14 protein-coding genes are annotated in these 15,349 nt (G+C 69.4%); 10 read left to right on the forward strand and 4 right to left on the reverse strand.

Annotated features, from left to right (window positions below):
• The first annotated feature begins 51 nt into the window (after positions 1-51).
• The 6 genes from IG65_RS0109390 (at position 52) to IG65_RS0109415 (ending at position 7,139) form a co-directional block, all read left to right on the forward strand.
• Positions 52-522: a DUF2599 domain-containing protein gene (locus IG65_RS0109390; RefSeq protein ID WP_036523817.1), complete on the forward strand. Its 471-nt coding sequence runs from the start codon at positions 52-54 to the stop codon at positions 520-522.
• A gap of 105 nt (positions 523-627) precedes the next feature.
• Entirely contained in the window at positions 628-2,049 is a 1,422-nt protein-coding gene (locus tag IG65_RS0109395) for an aminotransferase class V-fold PLP-dependent enzyme (RefSeq protein WP_231509114.1), read from the forward strand.
• Complete coding sequence (locus IG65_RS0109400) at positions 2,046-3,359, forward strand: heavy-metal-associated domain-containing protein (protein WP_231509115.1); 1,314 nt, start codon at positions 2,046-2,048, stop codon at positions 3,357-3,359. Before IG65_RS0109395 ends, IG65_RS0109400 begins: the two co-directional genes overlap by 4 nt.
• A complete protein-coding gene (locus IG65_RS0109405) occupies positions 3,356-4,804 on the forward strand; it encodes a decarboxylase (protein ID WP_036523820.1) in 1,449 nt (482 codons plus the stop codon). Before IG65_RS0109400 ends, IG65_RS0109405 begins: the two co-directional genes overlap by 4 nt.
• Entirely contained in the window at positions 4,804-6,132 is a 1,329-nt protein-coding gene (locus IG65_RS0109410) for a pyridoxal-phosphate dependent enzyme (protein WP_030514469.1), read from the forward strand. The genes IG65_RS0109405 and IG65_RS0109410 overlap by 1 nt, the downstream gene beginning before the upstream one ends.
• Before the next feature lie 98 nt (positions 6,133-6,230).
• Positions 6,231-7,139 carry an NAD(P)-dependent oxidoreductase gene (locus tag IG65_RS0109415; RefSeq protein WP_030514470.1) on the forward strand — a complete coding sequence of 303 codons (909 nt, stop codon included), beginning with the start codon at positions 6,231-6,233 and terminating at the stop codon, positions 7,137-7,139.
• Positions 7,140-7,173: 34 nt separating this feature from the next.
• Here IG65_RS0109415 and IG65_RS0109420 read toward each other — a convergent pair whose 3' ends face one another.
• Positions 7,174-8,607, reverse strand: coding sequence for an FtsW/RodA/SpoVE family cell cycle protein (locus IG65_RS0109420; protein ID WP_030514471.1), 1,434 nt, complete (start codon positions 8,605-8,607; stop codon positions 7,174-7,176).
• 111 nt (positions 8,608-8,718) lie between these two features.
• Here IG65_RS0109420 and IG65_RS0109425 point away from each other — a divergent pair, with 111 nt between their 5' ends.
• From IG65_RS0109425 to IG65_RS0109435, 3 genes are all read left to right on the forward strand, one after another.
• On the forward strand, positions 8,719-10,587 hold the full coding sequence (locus tag IG65_RS0109425; RefSeq protein ID WP_030514472.1) for a Na+/H+ antiporter: 1,869 nt from the start codon (positions 8,719-8,721) through the stop codon (positions 10,585-10,587).
• A 23-nt stretch (positions 10,588-10,610) separates the two neighbouring features.
• On the forward strand, positions 10,611-11,237 hold the full coding sequence (locus tag IG65_RS0109430; protein ID WP_030514473.1) for a TetR/AcrR family transcriptional regulator: 627 nt from the start codon (positions 10,611-10,613) through the stop codon (positions 11,235-11,237).
• A 90-nt stretch (positions 11,238-11,327) separates the two neighbouring features.
• Positions 11,328-11,927 carry a dihydrofolate reductase family protein gene (locus tag IG65_RS0109435; protein ID WP_030514474.1) on the forward strand — a complete coding sequence of 200 codons (600 nt, stop codon included), beginning with the start codon at positions 11,328-11,330 and terminating at the stop codon, positions 11,925-11,927.
• On the opposite strand, the gene IG65_RS0109440 is transcribed toward IG65_RS0109435, so the two are convergent.
• Positions 11,909-12,685 carry a TetR/AcrR family transcriptional regulator gene (locus tag IG65_RS0109440; RefSeq protein WP_051755675.1) on the reverse strand — a complete coding sequence of 259 codons (777 nt, stop codon included), beginning with the start codon at positions 12,683-12,685 and terminating at the stop codon, positions 11,909-11,911. The genes IG65_RS0109435 and IG65_RS0109440 overlap by 19 nt on opposite strands.
• Positions 12,686-12,738: 53 nt before the next feature.
• On the opposite strand from IG65_RS0109440, the gene IG65_RS0109445 reads away from it, so the two are divergent.
• Positions 12,739-14,220 carry an MFS transporter gene (locus tag IG65_RS0109445; protein ID WP_030514476.1) on the forward strand — a complete coding sequence of 494 codons (1,482 nt, stop codon included), beginning with the start codon at positions 12,739-12,741 and terminating at the stop codon, positions 14,218-14,220.
• A 6-nt stretch (positions 14,221-14,226) separates the two neighbouring features.
• Here the strand turns inward: IG65_RS0109445 and IG65_RS0109450 are convergent, their stop codons facing one another.
• A complete protein-coding gene (locus tag IG65_RS0109450) occupies positions 14,227-14,814 on the reverse strand; it encodes a hypothetical protein (RefSeq protein WP_030514477.1) in 588 nt (195 codons plus the stop codon).
• Positions 14,811-15,191, reverse strand: a complete 381-nt coding sequence (locus IG65_RS0109455; RefSeq protein WP_030514478.1) for a hypothetical protein — start codon at positions 15,189-15,191, stop codon at positions 14,811-14,813. The genes IG65_RS0109450 and IG65_RS0109455 overlap by 4 nt, the downstream gene beginning before the upstream one ends.
• Positions 15,192-15,349: the final 158 nt, after the last annotated feature.

Consider the following 15,349-nt stretch of genomic DNA (forward strand, 5'->3'; position numbering starts at 1 on the left):
GGGGCACGACGAGCACCCGGTCGCGGGCCGCGAGGGGCCACGGCGGCAGCGGTGGTGGTGTCGGCCGTGCTCGCGGTCGCCGGATGCGGTGACGACTCGGCGAGCACCGAATCCCCCGCGCCCGCAACCACGACCATTGCCGTGCCCACCTCCGAGGCACAGACCAGCACGCCGCCCGCCGAGCCCACCACCGATCCGTTCGCCGGCAGCCCGCTGATCGATCACACCGAATGGACCGACGACCCCGACGGCCGCCGCCTGCACGTCTATCCGACCGCCGCCGGTCGCGCCGACCAATTCCCCGCCGCCCTGGACCGCGCCTGGTCGGAGGTGCTCGCCGACTCCCCCGACGCCGATTCGCCGGGCATGTACGACCAGTTCCAATGCCATTGGGTGTGGGCGCGAATGGTCGCACCGAACAAGCCGAGCTGGAATCTGGAACCGTGGCGCCCGGCCGTCGGCTACCAGGCCACCGTCCAGGCGATGTGCAATCCCGGCGGCCCCGACCCGGCCGGCAACTGATCGCGAAACCGGCCTGCTCCGGCCACGATTCGCGCCTCTGGACGATCGACCGGTGAAAAGCGTTGTCCGCGACCGGCTTCGAAGGAGACCGCGACGATAGGTATCGTGGATGTGGTCGCCAGCGTACGAGCCGAAGGGAGCGTCACGTTGCGGTCGCCGATCCCTCGGCCCGCGCACGCCCACCCGGCGAGCGCCCCGGCCTCCGCATCCACTCCCGCGCACACCATCGCCCGGATCCCTTCGCCCCCTGCGGGTGCGCGTTCCCGCCCGTCCGGCGAGGCCACCGCCCCGGCAGCCGTCCGCGATCTCTTCCCCGCGCTCACCGGCGACGGACCGGTCTATCTGGACAGCGCCGCGACCACGCAGAAACCGCTGCCGGTGATCGAGGCGATCGAGGGCTATCACCGCCGCCACACCGCCAATTCCGGCCGTGGCACCTACCCGTGGGCGACGACGCTGACCCGCGCGATCGAACAGGTTCGCGCCGATACCGCTCGCTTCCTGCACGCCGAGCCGGACGAGGTGGTGTTCACCGCGGGCGCCACGGCCGGCCTCAACGCGGTCGCCCTCGCCTGGGGGCTGACCACCCTCGCCGACGGCGACGAAATCCTCTACAGCCCACGCGATCACGCCTCCAACGTGTATCCGTGGCTGCAACTGCGGGCCACACTCGCCCACTTCGGCCGCCGGGTGCGGCTGGTCCCCTATCGGACCACCGCACTGGGCGAGGCCGATATCGACGACATCGCCGCCAAACTCGGGCCGCGCACCCGGCTGCTGACCCTCAGCCATCTGCACCACGTCTACGGCGCGCGCACCACTCTCGAGGAGTTGCGCGGCCGTATCGACGCCCGGGTGGCCGTGTGTTTCGACTGCAGCCAGAGCGCCGGGCACATCCCGATCGATGTGCGTGAGCTGGGCGCGGATTTCGCGGTGCTGTCGGCGCACAAGATGTTCGCCGCGCCCGGCACGGGGGTGCTGTTCTGCCACCGCCGCATCCACGACCAGCTGAGCCCGTTCCTGCCGGGCGGCAACTCCGGCGTCAGCGTGCGCGATTCGGCGCTGCTGCCGGCTCGGATGCCGCATCGGCTCGAAGGTGGAACCCACAACATCCCGGGCATCCTGGCCCTCGGCGCCGCCCTGCGGGTGCTCGACTCGATCGGCATCGACACCGTCGAACGGCACAACCGGATGCTGACCCGCCGCCTCCTCGACGGCATGCGCGCACTACCCGGGCTGCGCCTGCTGCCCGGCCCCGGCCACGCCCCCTGCGATACCGGCTACGGCATCGTGTCGTTCACCCTCGACGGGATCACCGCCACCGACCTCGGCTTCGTGCTCGCGGAACTGGGTTTCCTGGTGCGCACCGGCGCGCACTGCGTCCCCACCGACACCGCGAGCGAGGACGCCGAAATGGTTGCGGCCGAAGACGATTCGGTGCGCGTGAGTACCCACGTCTACACCACGGCCGAGGAGATCGACCGTTTCCTCGGTTGCCTCACCACCATCGCCACGGAGGTCCGATGACCACACGCCGCGAAACCGCCGCAGCCGTCTCCACCGCCGACCCCGGACCCGAGTCCGGGTCCGCCGCCGGGAGCGCACCCGAAAGCAGCGCATCGGATTACGGCCGCCGCAGCGCGTCCCGGATTCTCGCCGAACTGGCCCGTCCCGGCCTGTTCACCGCCGCCGCACCCACCGCGGCGCGCACCATCGCGGTGACCCGCACGCCGGTGCGACCCGAACCGGGCAGCCACCTGACGCTGTCGCAGCGGATGTATCTGGAATCGTTCATGCGCCCGTGCCGTGCCGATCAGGTCACCAGCGCCACCCATCGGGTGGTGTGGACCGACAGCGACGGCATACCCAATACCGGCCACGTTCGCGCCGGTGGTCTCGGGCCGATCGTGCCGGTCGCGGTCCGCGAAACCGTGCTGGCCCTGTGGCACAGCCTCGAGGCCGATACCGCACTGGCCGAACGGATCGCGGCGCTCACCCCGCACGATCGCGCGGTGCTGGGCGCGACCACCACCGATCAGGATCCGATCGACATCTTCCGCGTCGGTATCGAAGCCACCGGCCGGGCGCTGGCACAGCACGCGCTGCTGGCCGCCGCGACTCCGTACCGGACCGCTACCGAATTCGCCTGCGGGCTGCGCGATTCCGGCATTTTCGCCGCGGTCGCCACCCGCTGGTACTGGGAGCAGCAGGCCTCCACCTATCGGCGCGGCATGATCGCGGCCGCCTTCGACACCCAGCCCGACGGCACCGTCCGCTACACCGCCGACACCATCGCCACCCTGCGCGCGATGAAGGACGCCACCATCCACGACGCGCACACCGTGATGCGGCGCGCCACGACCGAGGAGGACCTGTCGGTGGAGGCGGCCATCGGCAAGTATCACGACGAACTCGACCTCATCTCACGCCAATACGCACTGCTGCCGGCGGGCGTGCGCCCGTCGTGCCTGGCGGCGATGCCGCATCGCGTCGACGGCGAACACTACAGTTTGCTGCCCGAGGTGGTCGATCGGTTCGTGGACCTGTTCACCCACACCGTGGCCGGACTCGACATCGTCGAAACAGCCGATGCCACAGGCGATCTCGCGGGGACGGCCGACCATCTGTTCTATGTGCCGGATATGAACTGCAAACATTGTGTGCGCACCATCGGCGGCGTGCTGGAATCGATGCAGATCGCGGTGCACGAGATCGATCTGATCAGCAAGCGGGTGCGCGCCGAATTCCGCAGCGCCCGCAACCGGCACCGAGCCTTCGAAGCGTTGCGCGACAGCGGTTACAACCCGACCCTCGCGGCCCCGGACCCGGCGGGATGAGCGCACCGCCCGCGTTACCGGCGCTGCTGCATCCCCTGGTCCGCGCCTACCTCGACTGCCCGCACGCCCTCACCGCGTCCGTCGCCCGGTTCGGCACACCCGCGCATCTGCTCTTCCCGCAGGTCTATCTCGACAATCTGCGACGACTGCGGGCCGTACCGGTGCGCCATCGGCTGCGGCATCGGATCTGCTACGCGCACAAGGTGAATCATTCGAGAGCGTTACTGGCGACCGCGCACCGGGCCGGTATCGGCGTCGACGTCGCCTCGGCGCAGGAACTCGCCGCGGCCCGCGAGGTGGGCTTCGCGCCCGGTGATATCGAGGTGACCGGACCGAAGGGCAGGCGATTGCTGACCGCACTCGCCGGTTCCGGTGTGACGGTGAACGTGGACAATCCGTGGGAATTGCGCGAGCTGGCCGGCCTGGCCACCACGTCCGCGCCGATCCCGGTGCTGTTGCGGCTGAGCGGCTTCCCAAGCCCCGGCGGGCAGCCGGCGGTGAGCCGATTCGGCATCGGCCCCGACGAGGTGGCCGAACAACTGGTGTTACTGGCCGCGAGCCGAGACCGGGTCATATTGCGCGGCTTCGCCTTTCACCTCGATTCCGGAGACATCGGTGAACGGGTGCGGGCGGTGGAAGCGTGCCTGGACTGGATCGAACGCGCCTACGCCCACGGCCTGGCCCCCACGGTGCTCGATATCGGCGGCGGGTTCCGGCAGGTGTTCACCGCCGACGCCGACCGGTTCGACCGCTACGCGCTGGCGCTGCGGGAATCGCTCGTCGGGCGCGGGGAGCCGATGAGCTGGGCCGGCAACACCTTCGGATACACGATCGACGACACCGGCGCGCACGGCATCCCGATCTTCCACAAATACGCCAACACGATGCCGGGGCCGCGGATGCTCGACGACCTGCTCGGCGCGCCACTGGCCGCCCACGGCGGGCAACCGCTGGCCCGGGTACTCGCCGACAACCTGCTGGAACTGTGGTGCGAACCGGGAAAGGCGCTGGCCGATCATGCCGGGATCACGGTGGCGGGAGTCGAATTCGTCAAGCGCACGGCCGACGGCAGCACGGTGGTGACCGTCGATATCGGGCGTGACACGATCACGCCCGCCGACCAGGAGGTGATGGTGGATCCGCTGCTGCTGCCCGGACCCGAATCCGGCGACCGCCCCGCCGAGGACCCCGGCAGGCCGGTCGGGGTGTACATCGGCGGGCATCTGTGCCTGGAACGCGATCTGATCAGCAATCACAAGGTGTGGTTGCCGCGGCTGCCGCAGCCCGGTGATCTGCTGGTCTTCCCGAATACCGGCGCCTATCACATGGATTTGTCGGCAGCGCGCGCATCGATGCATCCCCTGCCGCCTAAATTGGCCGTCGACTACCGCGACGACGGCTTCCACGTGGTGCCCGACGCCGAATACCGCCCCGGGAGGCCGTGATGCGCTACGACGACATCACCGATCTGATCGGTGACACGCCCCTGCTGCGCCTGGACCCGGCCGTGCACCGGCTGCCCGGGGTGCAACTGTATGCCAAACTCGAGTTCTGCAACCCGTTCGGTTCGGTGAAGGACCGCGTCGCCTGGGGCATGATCCGCGACGAGCTCGACGAGATCACCGCGCGCGGGCAGACACTCATCGAGGCCTCCAGCGGCAACACCGCCAAGGCGTTGCGGCTGCTGGGTGCCCGCCACGGTGTGGGCCTGCACGCGGTGACCAACCGGATCAAGGTCGACGAGGTGCGCGATCTGCTGCAGCTGTTCGGCACGCGGATCGAGGAGCTGCCTGGACTGTCGGAATGCCCGGATCCGACCACACCCAACGACGTGTACTCGGTGATCGAGACGACGATGGCGAAAAATCCCGGCGCCTACCATCATCCGTCGCAGTACACCAACGAGAAGAACATCGACGCCCACTATCACGGCACCGGCCGCGAGATCCACGAGGACCTGGCCGCCGCAGGACTGGGCGCCGACTATCTCATCGGCGGACTCGGCACCACCGGTTCCACCCGCGGCACCGCCACCTATCTGCGCAAACACCATCCGGACCTGCGCACGATCGCGGTGGTGTCGCAGCGCGGTGACTTCATTCCCGGCATCCGGTCGGAAACCGAGATGTGGGATGTGGGGCTGTTCCAGCCCGAGTTCTACGACCGGATCGTGACCATCGATGCGGCCCGGGCGATCGAGGCCACCCTCGAATTGGCCACCGGCTACGGAATTCTCGCCGGCCCCACCAGCGGCGCCGGATACGCCGCCGCGCTGGAGGTGTTACGCGAGCTGCCGCCGCGCCCGACGCCGATCGTGGCGGTGCTGATCGTGTGCGACCGCATCGAACCGTATCTGTCCTACATCAAGAAACGCCGCCCGGACCTGTTCGGCCGCACGGGTTCCGCTGTGGCGGCACCCACCGACGCGGAACTGCACACCGTCCGCGAACTGTCGGCGGACCAGTTGCGGGAACTCGACGCCACCAGCCGCCCGACGATCGTCGACACCCGCGGCGCGATGGCCTACCGGATCGGGCACATCCCGGGCGCGATCAATATTCGCGACGACCAGCTCGACGACATGTTCGCCCACGGGGTGCCGTTCTCCCGTTCGCGCCCGGTGGTTTTCGTCTGCCCGGTGGGTGATCTGTCGCGCCGCTTCGCCGCCACGGCCGCCCGCGCGGGCTACGATGCGGCAAGCCTCGCGGGCGGCATCGTCGCCTGGCGCGATGCCGGGTTCGAGGTGGAAAGGGCAGCGCCACCGGCGATCTGAGCGCCGCGGTCCGGGCACTGCCCACCTGCCGCCATCCCACCGCCACCGTTTCCGCACGCGCGTGAAGGCGGCGGTGGGCGCGGCTACCGTGATTCGGTATGGCGGTGACGGTGCTGGTGCCACACGAGATCGGGGTGTCGGCCCTGGCGCATCTCGACGGTGTGACCGCCCTGCACTATCGCCACGATGTGTTGCCGCCCGGCGCCGAGGCGGCGCGGGTGCTGATTCCCGATTTCCCGGCCGGCGCCGACACCGTCGCGCTGGCTCACCGGCTTCCGGAACTGGGTCTGGTGCAACTGCTCACCGCGGGCGCCGACGGCTGGGCGGGCGCATTGCCCGAAGGGGTTTTGCTGTCGCATGCGCGCGGCGCGCACGACGCCGGGGTGGCCGAATGGGTTCTGGGAGCATTGATCACGCTGTGCCGCGACTTCCCGGTCTTCGCCCGTGCCCGGCAGGAACGCCGGTGGGCCACCCGCCCCACCGACACCCTGTACGGGAAGAAGGTGCTCATCGTCGGCGCCGGCGACCTCGCCGATGCCCTGGCCCGCGCGCTGGCGCCCTTCCGGACTCCGGTGACGGTGGTGGCGAGTACCGCGCGGGCGGGCGGGTATCCGGTCGACGAGCTACCCGCACTGCTGCCTCGCCACGACATCGTGGTACTCGCGGTGGATTCCGCCCGCACCCGCAGACTCGCCGACGCCTCGATGCTGGCCCGCATGCCCGACGGCGCGATTCTGGTGAACGTCTCGCACGGGCCGGTGGTCGACACCGAAGCCCTTTTCGCCGAACTGTATTCGCATCGGTTGCGCGCCGCGCTCGATGTTACCGATCCCGAACCGCTGCCGCCGGATCATCCGCTGTGGGGTGCGCCGGGGCTGTTTCTCACCCCGCATGTCGCCGGCACCGGCAGCCACAGCACGATCCGCGCCTACGCGGTGGCCGCCGCCCAGATCGAGCGGTTCCTCACCGGCCGGCTTCCGGACAACCTCGTCCGCCGAGCACGGTGAGCGTGCGCCGCGAGTCGTTGCCGCGCAACGGTTGTCAGCGTGAGCGCGGCCGGCGGATGTGTTCGGTCATGGCCTCGGCGATCGGCGCCGGTGGGGGCGCGGCCGGTGCGGCCTGGGTGCGCCCGTCGTGGGAGATGCGGATCAGCAGTGCCACGATCACGTAATTGGCCAGCAGCGACGATCCGCCGTAGGACATGAACGGCGTGGTCAGTCCGGTCAGCGGAATCAGCTTCGTCACACCGCCCACGACGACGAACAACTGCCAGCCCACCGAAAACGCGAGCCCGCCGCCGAGCAGTTTCCCGAACGCGTCCCGCGTGGCCAGAGCCGCCGCGAAGCCGCGCACGGTGATCACCCCGAACAGCAGAATCACCGCCGTCAGCCCGAACAACCCCAACTCCTCGCCGATGGTGGAGATGATGAAGTCGGTTTTGGCGAACGGCACCTCCTGCGGCCGGCCCGCCCCGAGCCCGGTCCCCCACAGCCCGCCGGTTCCCAGCCCGAACAACCCCTGCGCGATCTGATAGCCGTTGGTGTAATAGGTGGCCATCGGATCCTCCCAGACCCGCACCCGCACCCGCACGTGCGCGAACAGCTGATAGGCGACCACCGCGCCGACCGCGAACATCGCCACTCCGATCAGCAGCCACGACGCCCGCCCGGTCGCGATATACACCATCGCCAGCACCGTGCCGAACACCAGCAGCGAGAACCCCAGATTCTTCTCGTACACCAGCACCAGCACCGACACGAACGTCACCACCAGCAGCGGCCCCAGATCACGCAGCCGCGGCACCGTGAAACCCAGCACCCGCCGCCCGGCCGCACCGAACAGATCGCGGTTGGCCACCAGGAACGCCGCCACGAAGATCAGCAGCAGCACCTTGGCGAATTCGCCGGGCTGAATCGAGAACCCGGAGAACAGGATCCAGCTCTTACCGCCGTTGACCTCGCTGAAGCGAGCGGGCAGCACCGCCGGGATCAGCAATGCCACCACACCCGCCAGCCCGCACGTGTAGGCGTAGCGCGCCGGCTGCGTGTGATTGCGCACCACCACCAGCACGAGCGCGAACAACGCGATACCGGCTGCGGTCCAGATCAATTGGTGCGCGGCGTCCGAAGAGGGCGCGGCCGTCCCCTTGGCGGCGGCGCTCGCGGCCTCGGCCCGGTCGAGCCGGTCGATCAACACCAGCCCGAGCCCGTTGAGCAACACCACGCACGGCAGGATCACCGGGTCGGCATTCACGGCGAACTGCCGCACCGCCAGGTGCGCCAGCAGCGTCAACGCGGCGAACACCAGCAACGACCACTGCAGCGATCGGCCGTCGTCACCACCCGCGGCCGCGGACATGATCCACGCCGCGATCCCCACCACGACCACCGCCGCGGCACACAACGTCAATTCCGTACGCCGCGGCCGACCGCGCACGATCGGTCCCGACGACATCCCGGTCCGCAGCGCATTCATCGTGTCCAGTATGCGGATCCCCGCCGCCGCGCGCCGACCGGCCGCACCCGCCCGGATCGTCCCCGGTGCCCGGATGCGCGTACGACCAGGCGTAACTGGCACGATGGGCGGGTGCATATCGCGTTCGGGGTTGTGGCCGTGCTCGCCGTGGCGGTCGCGCTGGCGGCGCTGGCCCGCCGGATCGGCATGGCCGAACCGCTGCTGCTCACCGTCGCCGGGGTCGTCGCCTCCTACCTGCCGTTCGTCCCGCAGATCGATATCGATCCGGAGTGGGTGCTGCTGGGTCTGCTGCCACCGCTGCTGTACACGGCCTCGATCAGCACCTCGCTACTGGAATTCAAACCGAAGAAGGTCTCGATCACCCTGCTCTCGGTCGGGCTGGTGGTGGCCACCACCTTCGCGGTCGCGGCGGTGGTGTGGCGGCTGCTGCCGGTGCCGTTCGCGGCCGCGGTCGCCCTCGGCGCGATCGTCGCGCCGCCGGACGCGGTGGCCGCCATCGCGGTGGCCCGCCGGGTCGGGATGCCGCGGCGCATCGTCACCCTGCTCGAGGGCGAATCCCTGTTCAACGACGCCACCGCGCTGGTGGCGTTGCGCACCGCGATCGCGGCGATGGCGGGCAGTTTCAGTGTGTGGCAGGCCGGCGGCGACTTCGTCTACGCGGCCGCCGGCGGCGCGGTGATCGGCATCGCCGCGGCCGCGGTGCTGGTGCTGGTGCGACGCCGCATCACCGATCCGGTGCTGGACACGGGTGTGTCGCTGCTGGCGCCGTTCGCGGCGTATCTGCCCGCCGAGGCCGCGCACGCCTCCGGAGTGATCGCGGTGGTGGTGTGCGGTCTGATCCTGGGCCAGGGTGCCCCGGTGTGGCAGTCGGCGGCCTCGCGCGTCGCCGAGCGCACCAACTGGCGCACCATCCAATTCCTGTTGGAGAGCGCGGTATTCCTGCTGATCGGCCTGCAGGTGCGCCATATCGTCGACGACGCCTGGAACAGCGGACTCGACCACGCCACCATCGTGTTCACCGCTCTCGCGGTGCTGGTCACCGTCATCGTGGTGCGCCCGATCTGGGTTTTCCCCGCCACCTACTTCTCGTGGTTCGTCGAAAGCCGCCCCCGCGGCAAACCCAAACCCACGTGGACCGGTCCCGCGGTGGTGGCGTGGGCCGGGATGCGCGGCGTGGTCACCCTCGCCGCGGCCACCCTGCTGCCCGACGACACCCCGCAGCTGGCGACACTGAAACTGCTCGCCCTCGTCGTGGTCGGCGGAACGCTACTGCTGCAAGGTATTTCGCTGCCCGCGCTGGTGCGGCTGCTGCAACTGCGCGGTCCCAGCCGCGCCGAGGACGCCCTGCAGGAGGCCGCGCTGCTGCAGCAGGCCACCGCCGCCGGACTCGAGGCCCTCGACGAGGCGGTCGCCCCCGAAACCCCACCCGAAGTGGTGGCGAGCCTGCGCGACCGGGTCGCGCGGCGCACCCACGCGGCGTGGGAACAGCTCGGGCGCGCGGAATCGGTGCGCGTCACTCCCAGCGGCGAATACCGGCGGCTGCGCCTGGTGATGCTGCACGCCGAACGCGAGGCGGTGCTGCGCGCCCGCGACGGCGGCGGTATCGACCACGAAGTCCTCGAACAGGTGATGACCGCGATCGATCTGGAAGAGTCCACGATCGACCGGATCAGCGAGGCCGACGACGACGAGGCCGCCGGTCCGCTCGCGGCCCCGGTCTCCGGCGGCTGCGAACACCTCGTCGCCGCCCCGCACACCCACACCCCCGACCACCCGGACTACTGTTCCGAATGCGTCGCCGAGGGGTTGACGTGGGTGCATCTGCGCATGTGCCTGACCTGCGGGCATATCGCCTGCTGCGATTCCTCGGTCGGCAATCACGCCACCAGGCACTTCCACGCCACGACGCATCCGGTGATGCGCAGCGTGGAGCCCGGCGAGAAATGGCGCTGGTGTTATGTCGACGAAATCCTGGGCTGAACCCACCCGTTAGGCTCGGGAACGTGCGAACAGGTCAGGACTCCGCCGACAACGACACCCGCATCTGGGGTGGTACCACGCTCACCGAACGCCGCGAGGCGCGCCGGACCGCGTTGCTGGAGGCCGCGTTGGACCTGATCGGTGAGGCCGGCGCGGGCGCGGTCACCATGCGCGCGGTGTGCCGGCGCGCGGGCCTCACCGACCGCTACTTCTACGAAAGCTTCACCGGCCGCGACGATCTGCTCGACGTGCTCTACCGGCAGGTCGCCGACGACTTCCGCGAACCGATGACCTCCTTCGCCGCGGCCGCCGACCCCGACCGCGACCGCGAACTGGCGACGGTGCTGGTCGACAAGGTGCTGGCCGATCCCCGCAAATCGCGGCTGTTTCTGGTCGAACCGTATTCGAGCACCGGATTGGGCCAGACCACCATCGCGGTGATGCCGACGTTCACCCGGCTCATCCAGGATCATCTGTTCACCGATATCGGCGATCCGATGCGGCGGCGGATGGCGGCGGTCACCATGGCCTCGGGCAATGCCGGACTGTTCGCGGCCTGGCTCAACGGCTCCCTGCGCGCCGACCGCGAGCAGGTGGTGAACCATCTCGTCGCGGTGATCGGGGCCTACCGGTCGATGTATCGCGACTGACTCCCGCCCCGGCGCCGATGATTTCCGGGCGCGGCTGCCGTCTGTCTCGGTGAGAGCCGAGTGCGGCGCGAGAGCCGAAGGAGCGAACAGATGGCGACAGTGGTGTGCGGGGCGAGCATGTCCCTCGACGGATATATCGCCGGGCCGGAGGAGTCCGGATTCGAGCATCTGTTCGCGTGGTACGAGGCCGGTGACCAGACCTACCCCAGTACCCATCCGGAGGTGCGGTTCTCGCTGACCGACGTCGACTACGACCATGTCAGCGCCTATCTCGACGCGGTCGGTGTGTTCGTGGTCGGGCGCCGGCTGTTCGATCTCACCGACGGCTGGGGCGGCGTGCATCCGTTCGACCGGCCGATAGTCGTTGTCACCCACCACATTCCGCAGGAGTGGATCGACTCCCATCCCGGGGCGCCGTTCACCTTCGTCACCGACGGTATCGCGGCCGCCGTCGAGCGCGCCGCCGCCCTCGCCGGCGGCCGGGCGGTGGGCGTCAACGGCGGCACGATGGCGCGCCAGGCGCTCGAGGCCGGACTGCTCGACGAGCTCTGGATCGATCTGGTGCCGGTGCTGCTCGGCGGCGGCACACCGATGTTCGATCATCTCGGCGCCGCACCGCAGCTGCTGGAGGATCCGGTCGTGGTGGCGGGCAGCCGAGTCACCCACCTGCGTTATCGGGTGCGCCGCTGAGTTCCGGGGTGCGGCTGCTCGGTATCCGGCGCCGGGCCGGGGCGGCCCAGATCGGCCGTGGGCGCTTCACCCAGGCGCGCGGCCATCCCGTCCAAGACACAGACCAGCCCGAAGTCGAATGCGAGCGCTCGCGCCACTTCCGGATCCTGCGGTAGCGCGTCGCGGTAGTCGGCGCGCAGCTGCGGGTAGTCCGCGGCCAGCTGGTCCATCGAGGCGAGCACCGATTGGTGGTCGACCTCACCGCCGACGGCCTTGCGGTATGTCAGCTCCGGAATCACCTGTCCCAGAATGAAACTCATCACCAGGGCGCTGGCCAGATAGACGTCGGTGCCGTCGAATCCGGCCCGCAGGCAGGTGCGGCGCAGCCGGTCGGTGAGCGCGAAGGCGTTGGGGCCGACGCTGGGCAGCTGCCCCAGCAGACTCGCCGCCCACGGATGGGAGCGGATCGTGGCGCGCAGGCTGTAGGCGAAGGTGGTGAACACCTCCCGCCAGCTCGTGCGGTCGGGATCGGGGATCTTGACCAGGCCCCAAACCTCGTCGAGCGCCAATTCCAGCAGTTCGTCCTTGTTGGCCACATACCAGTAGAGACTGGTCGCGCCGGCATTGAGGCGGGCGCCGAGTTTGCGCATGCTCAGCGCCTCGAGGCCGTCGGCGTCGAGCAGTTCCACAGTGGCCGCGACGATCTGTTCGCGGGTCAGCCCCGACCTCCTGGGCGGGCGGGCCTGCCGCGTCCACACCGAGCTGAACGGTTTGGTCACGGCACCACTGTAATTGCCTCGCACACTGTTCGAGTTTATCGTACGCTGCTCGAGTGGAATCGAACACTGTACGAGAACCCGCGGAGACCTCCCCGCGCGATCCCCGCCGCTGGTGGATCCTGGGTGTGCTCTGCCTGTCCCTGCTGGTGCTGATGATCGACGGCACCGTCCTCAACCTGGCCATTCCGTCACTGATCCGGGAACTGGGCGCGAGCCCCTCCGACATCCAGTGGATCCTCGACGCCTACGTCCTCGTCTTCGCCGGACTCCTGCTCACCGCCGGCAGCCTGTCCGACCGGTTCGGCCGCCGCCGCATGCTCATCACCGGACTCGCGGTATTCGGCGCGGCGTCACTGCTGGCGGTCCTGGCCGGCGAACCGTGGCAGGTGATCGCCGCCCGCGCCGCCATGGGCGTCGGCGGATCGCTGCTCATGCCCTCGACACTGTCGATCCTGATGACGACCTTCGAGGAGGACGAACGCCGCAAGGCGATGGCCGGCTGGTCCACGGTGTCCATGGTCGGCATCGTGCTCGGCCCCACCCTGGGCGGCTTTCTGCTGCAGCACTTCTGGTGGGGGTCGGTCTTCCTGCTCAACATCCCCGTCGCGATCGTCGCGATCATCGCCGCGGTGATACTGATGCCCGAAACCTACGGGCAGCAGCGTCCCGTCGACCTGGTCGGGGTGCTGCTGTCGATCGCGGCGCTCACCGCGACCGTCTACGTGATCATCGAACGCGAATGGAACATCCCCGTCATCGCATTCGCGGTGGTGGCCGCGGCCGGATTCACCTACTGGGAATACCGCTCCCCGCATCCGATGCTGCCGCTGGCGGTATTCCGCAATCGCGACTTCACCGGCACCTGCCTGACGCTGCTGCTGATGGTGTTCGGCATGGGCGCGGTCATGCTGATGCTCACCCAGTACCTGCAGTTCGTCCTCGGATACGGCCCGATGAAAGCCGGGCTGGCACTGCTGCCGTACGCGGTGGCCGCGACGGTGTGCAACGGGCTGGGCGCCACGCTCGGCAAGACGCTGAGCAACAAGACCCTGATCGTCGCGGGCTTGGCAGTGATGGCCGGCGCGTTCGTCATCCTCGCCAACGCCGACAGCTACGCGTGGGTGCTGGCCTCCATGCTGGTGATGGGTATCGGCGGCGGCCTGGCCGGTCCCGCGGCCTATGCCGCGATCATGAGCGCGATCCCGCTCGAACACGCCGGTGTCGGCTCGGCGATGAACGACACCATCCAGCAGGTCGGAATGGCGGTCAGCATCGCGGTGCTCGGCAGTGTGCTGGCGGGCGTGTTCACCTCGCACATGCCCGCCGATGCTCCCGACGCGGCGCGCGAGAACATCGGCAACGCCTTCGCCCTCGGCTTCGGCGAACCGGCCAAGTCGGCGTTCACCACCGCCATGTCCTACGGGGCATGGATCAGCGCCGGTTTCAGTCTCGCGGCCGCCCTGCTGGGCCTGATCCTGCTGCGCCACCGCGCGGCGCAACCGGCTGCGCAACCCGAACCGGCGCAGGCGAGCTGAGCGCGGTCACGCCACGGCACGCGGATCGGTCCCCGCAGCACGCGCGGGGACCGATACCGTTGGGCGCAAGGCATTGTCGGGCAGCCACCGGGAGAACCGTTCCACCACTTCCAGCGCACCCAGCCCCACGTATCCGGCCAGCACGCTTTCGGCCAGCGTCATATCGTCCTCGGGCAGACCGTAGACCGAGACGAGCAGACCACGCCGCGGTCCCGGCGCGAGCACCGCGCGGCCCGAACCCGGCAGCGCCGTCTCCTCGACCAGCGCCGGACATCCCGAATACAGTACGAGCGCGGCCTGCACTCCCAGCGACAAATCACGAATACGCGGACGATGCCCCGCCGCCGCGGCGCCGATCAGCGAGCCCGGCAGCAACTCGGCGCCGTCCAGATACCCCGGCTCGACGGCGCGCCAGCGCTGCACAGGCGGGAAATGATCGCAGTCCGAGCGACCCGACCAGCGGCGATACGCCCGTTCCAGCAGCACCTCGGTCGCATCCCGGCAACCGGACTCGTTCACGACCACGGCCCGCATCCGCAGTTGCCGGCACCGCAGCCGATCGGGCCGCGCCCGTTCGATATCGGCGATACTCATAGCCCACCGCCACTGTCGAATTCGGAACGCAGGGATTTCGCCCGCACCGCGGCGACGCTGCGCACCCGCCCCGGCGCCGGAGTGTGGGCCCGCCGCCACGCCGAGACGAACAGGGCGAAACCGCCCGCCACAGCGATGATCACGGCGAGCATCGCCAGGACCAACGGTGTCGTCGCCGCCGCGTCGGTGCGGCCCGCCCCGCTCGTGCGGATCAGCATCGCCGCGAGCAACGGACCGAGCAGGGCGAGTCCGGCGCCGGTGAGCAGCAGGCCGCCCGTGGTCAACGCTTCCGGGGTCAGTGAGGCGCGAACGGGCGTGGCGGTTTTCGTACTCACCGATTCGGTTCGCGATCCCAGCAAACTCTTGCGCAACGGCATGACCGCCCCTTTCGTTCACCCGCTCGTCAGTGCATTTGAACTGGGAATTCAAACGTACAACTCGAAACGCCACGGGTTCATCCAAAGTGATCCAACTGTCACCGGAACGTTGGCAGCAATTCAGCAGCGACCAGTGTCGAGGCGTCTCGGGCTACAGC

It is taken from the genome of Nocardia sp. NRRL WC-3656 (assembly GCF_000720265.1).
Classification (GTDB): Bacteria; Actinomycetota; Actinomycetes; order Mycobacteriales; family Mycobacteriaceae; genus Nocardia; species Nocardia nova.

Excerpts from the sequence above, each read along its gene's own strand:
- IG65_RS0109410 (WP_030514469.1), top strand. The coding sequence starts at position 4,804 with ATGCGCTACGACGACATCACCGATCTGATCGGTGACACGCCCCTGCTG.
- IG65_RS0109405 (WP_036523820.1), top strand. The coding sequence starts at position 3,356 with ATGAGCGCACCGCCCGCGTTACCGGCGCTGCTGCATCCCCTGGTCCGC.
- IG65_RS0109415 (WP_030514470.1), top strand. The coding sequence starts at position 6,231 with ATGGCGGTGACGGTGCTGGTGCCACACGAGATCGGGGTGTCGGCCCTG.
- IG65_RS0109400 (WP_231509115.1), top strand. The coding sequence starts at position 2,046 with ATGACCACACGCCGCGAAACCGCCGCAGCCGTCTCCACCGCCGACCCC.
- IG65_RS0109450 (WP_030514477.1), bottom strand. The coding sequence starts at position 14,814 with ATGAGTATCGCCGATATCGAACGGGCGCGGCCCGATCGGCTGCGGTGC.
- IG65_RS0109420 (WP_030514471.1), bottom strand. The coding sequence starts at position 8,607 with ATGAATGCGCTGCGGACCGGGATGTCGTCGGGACCGATCGTGCGCGGT.
- IG65_RS0109455 (WP_030514478.1), bottom strand. The coding sequence starts at position 15,191 with ATGCCGTTGCGCAAGAGTTTGCTGGGATCGCGAACCGAATCGGTGAGT.
- IG65_RS0109435 (WP_030514474.1), top strand. The coding sequence starts at position 11,328 with ATGGCGACAGTGGTGTGCGGGGCGAGCATGTCCCTCGACGGATATATC.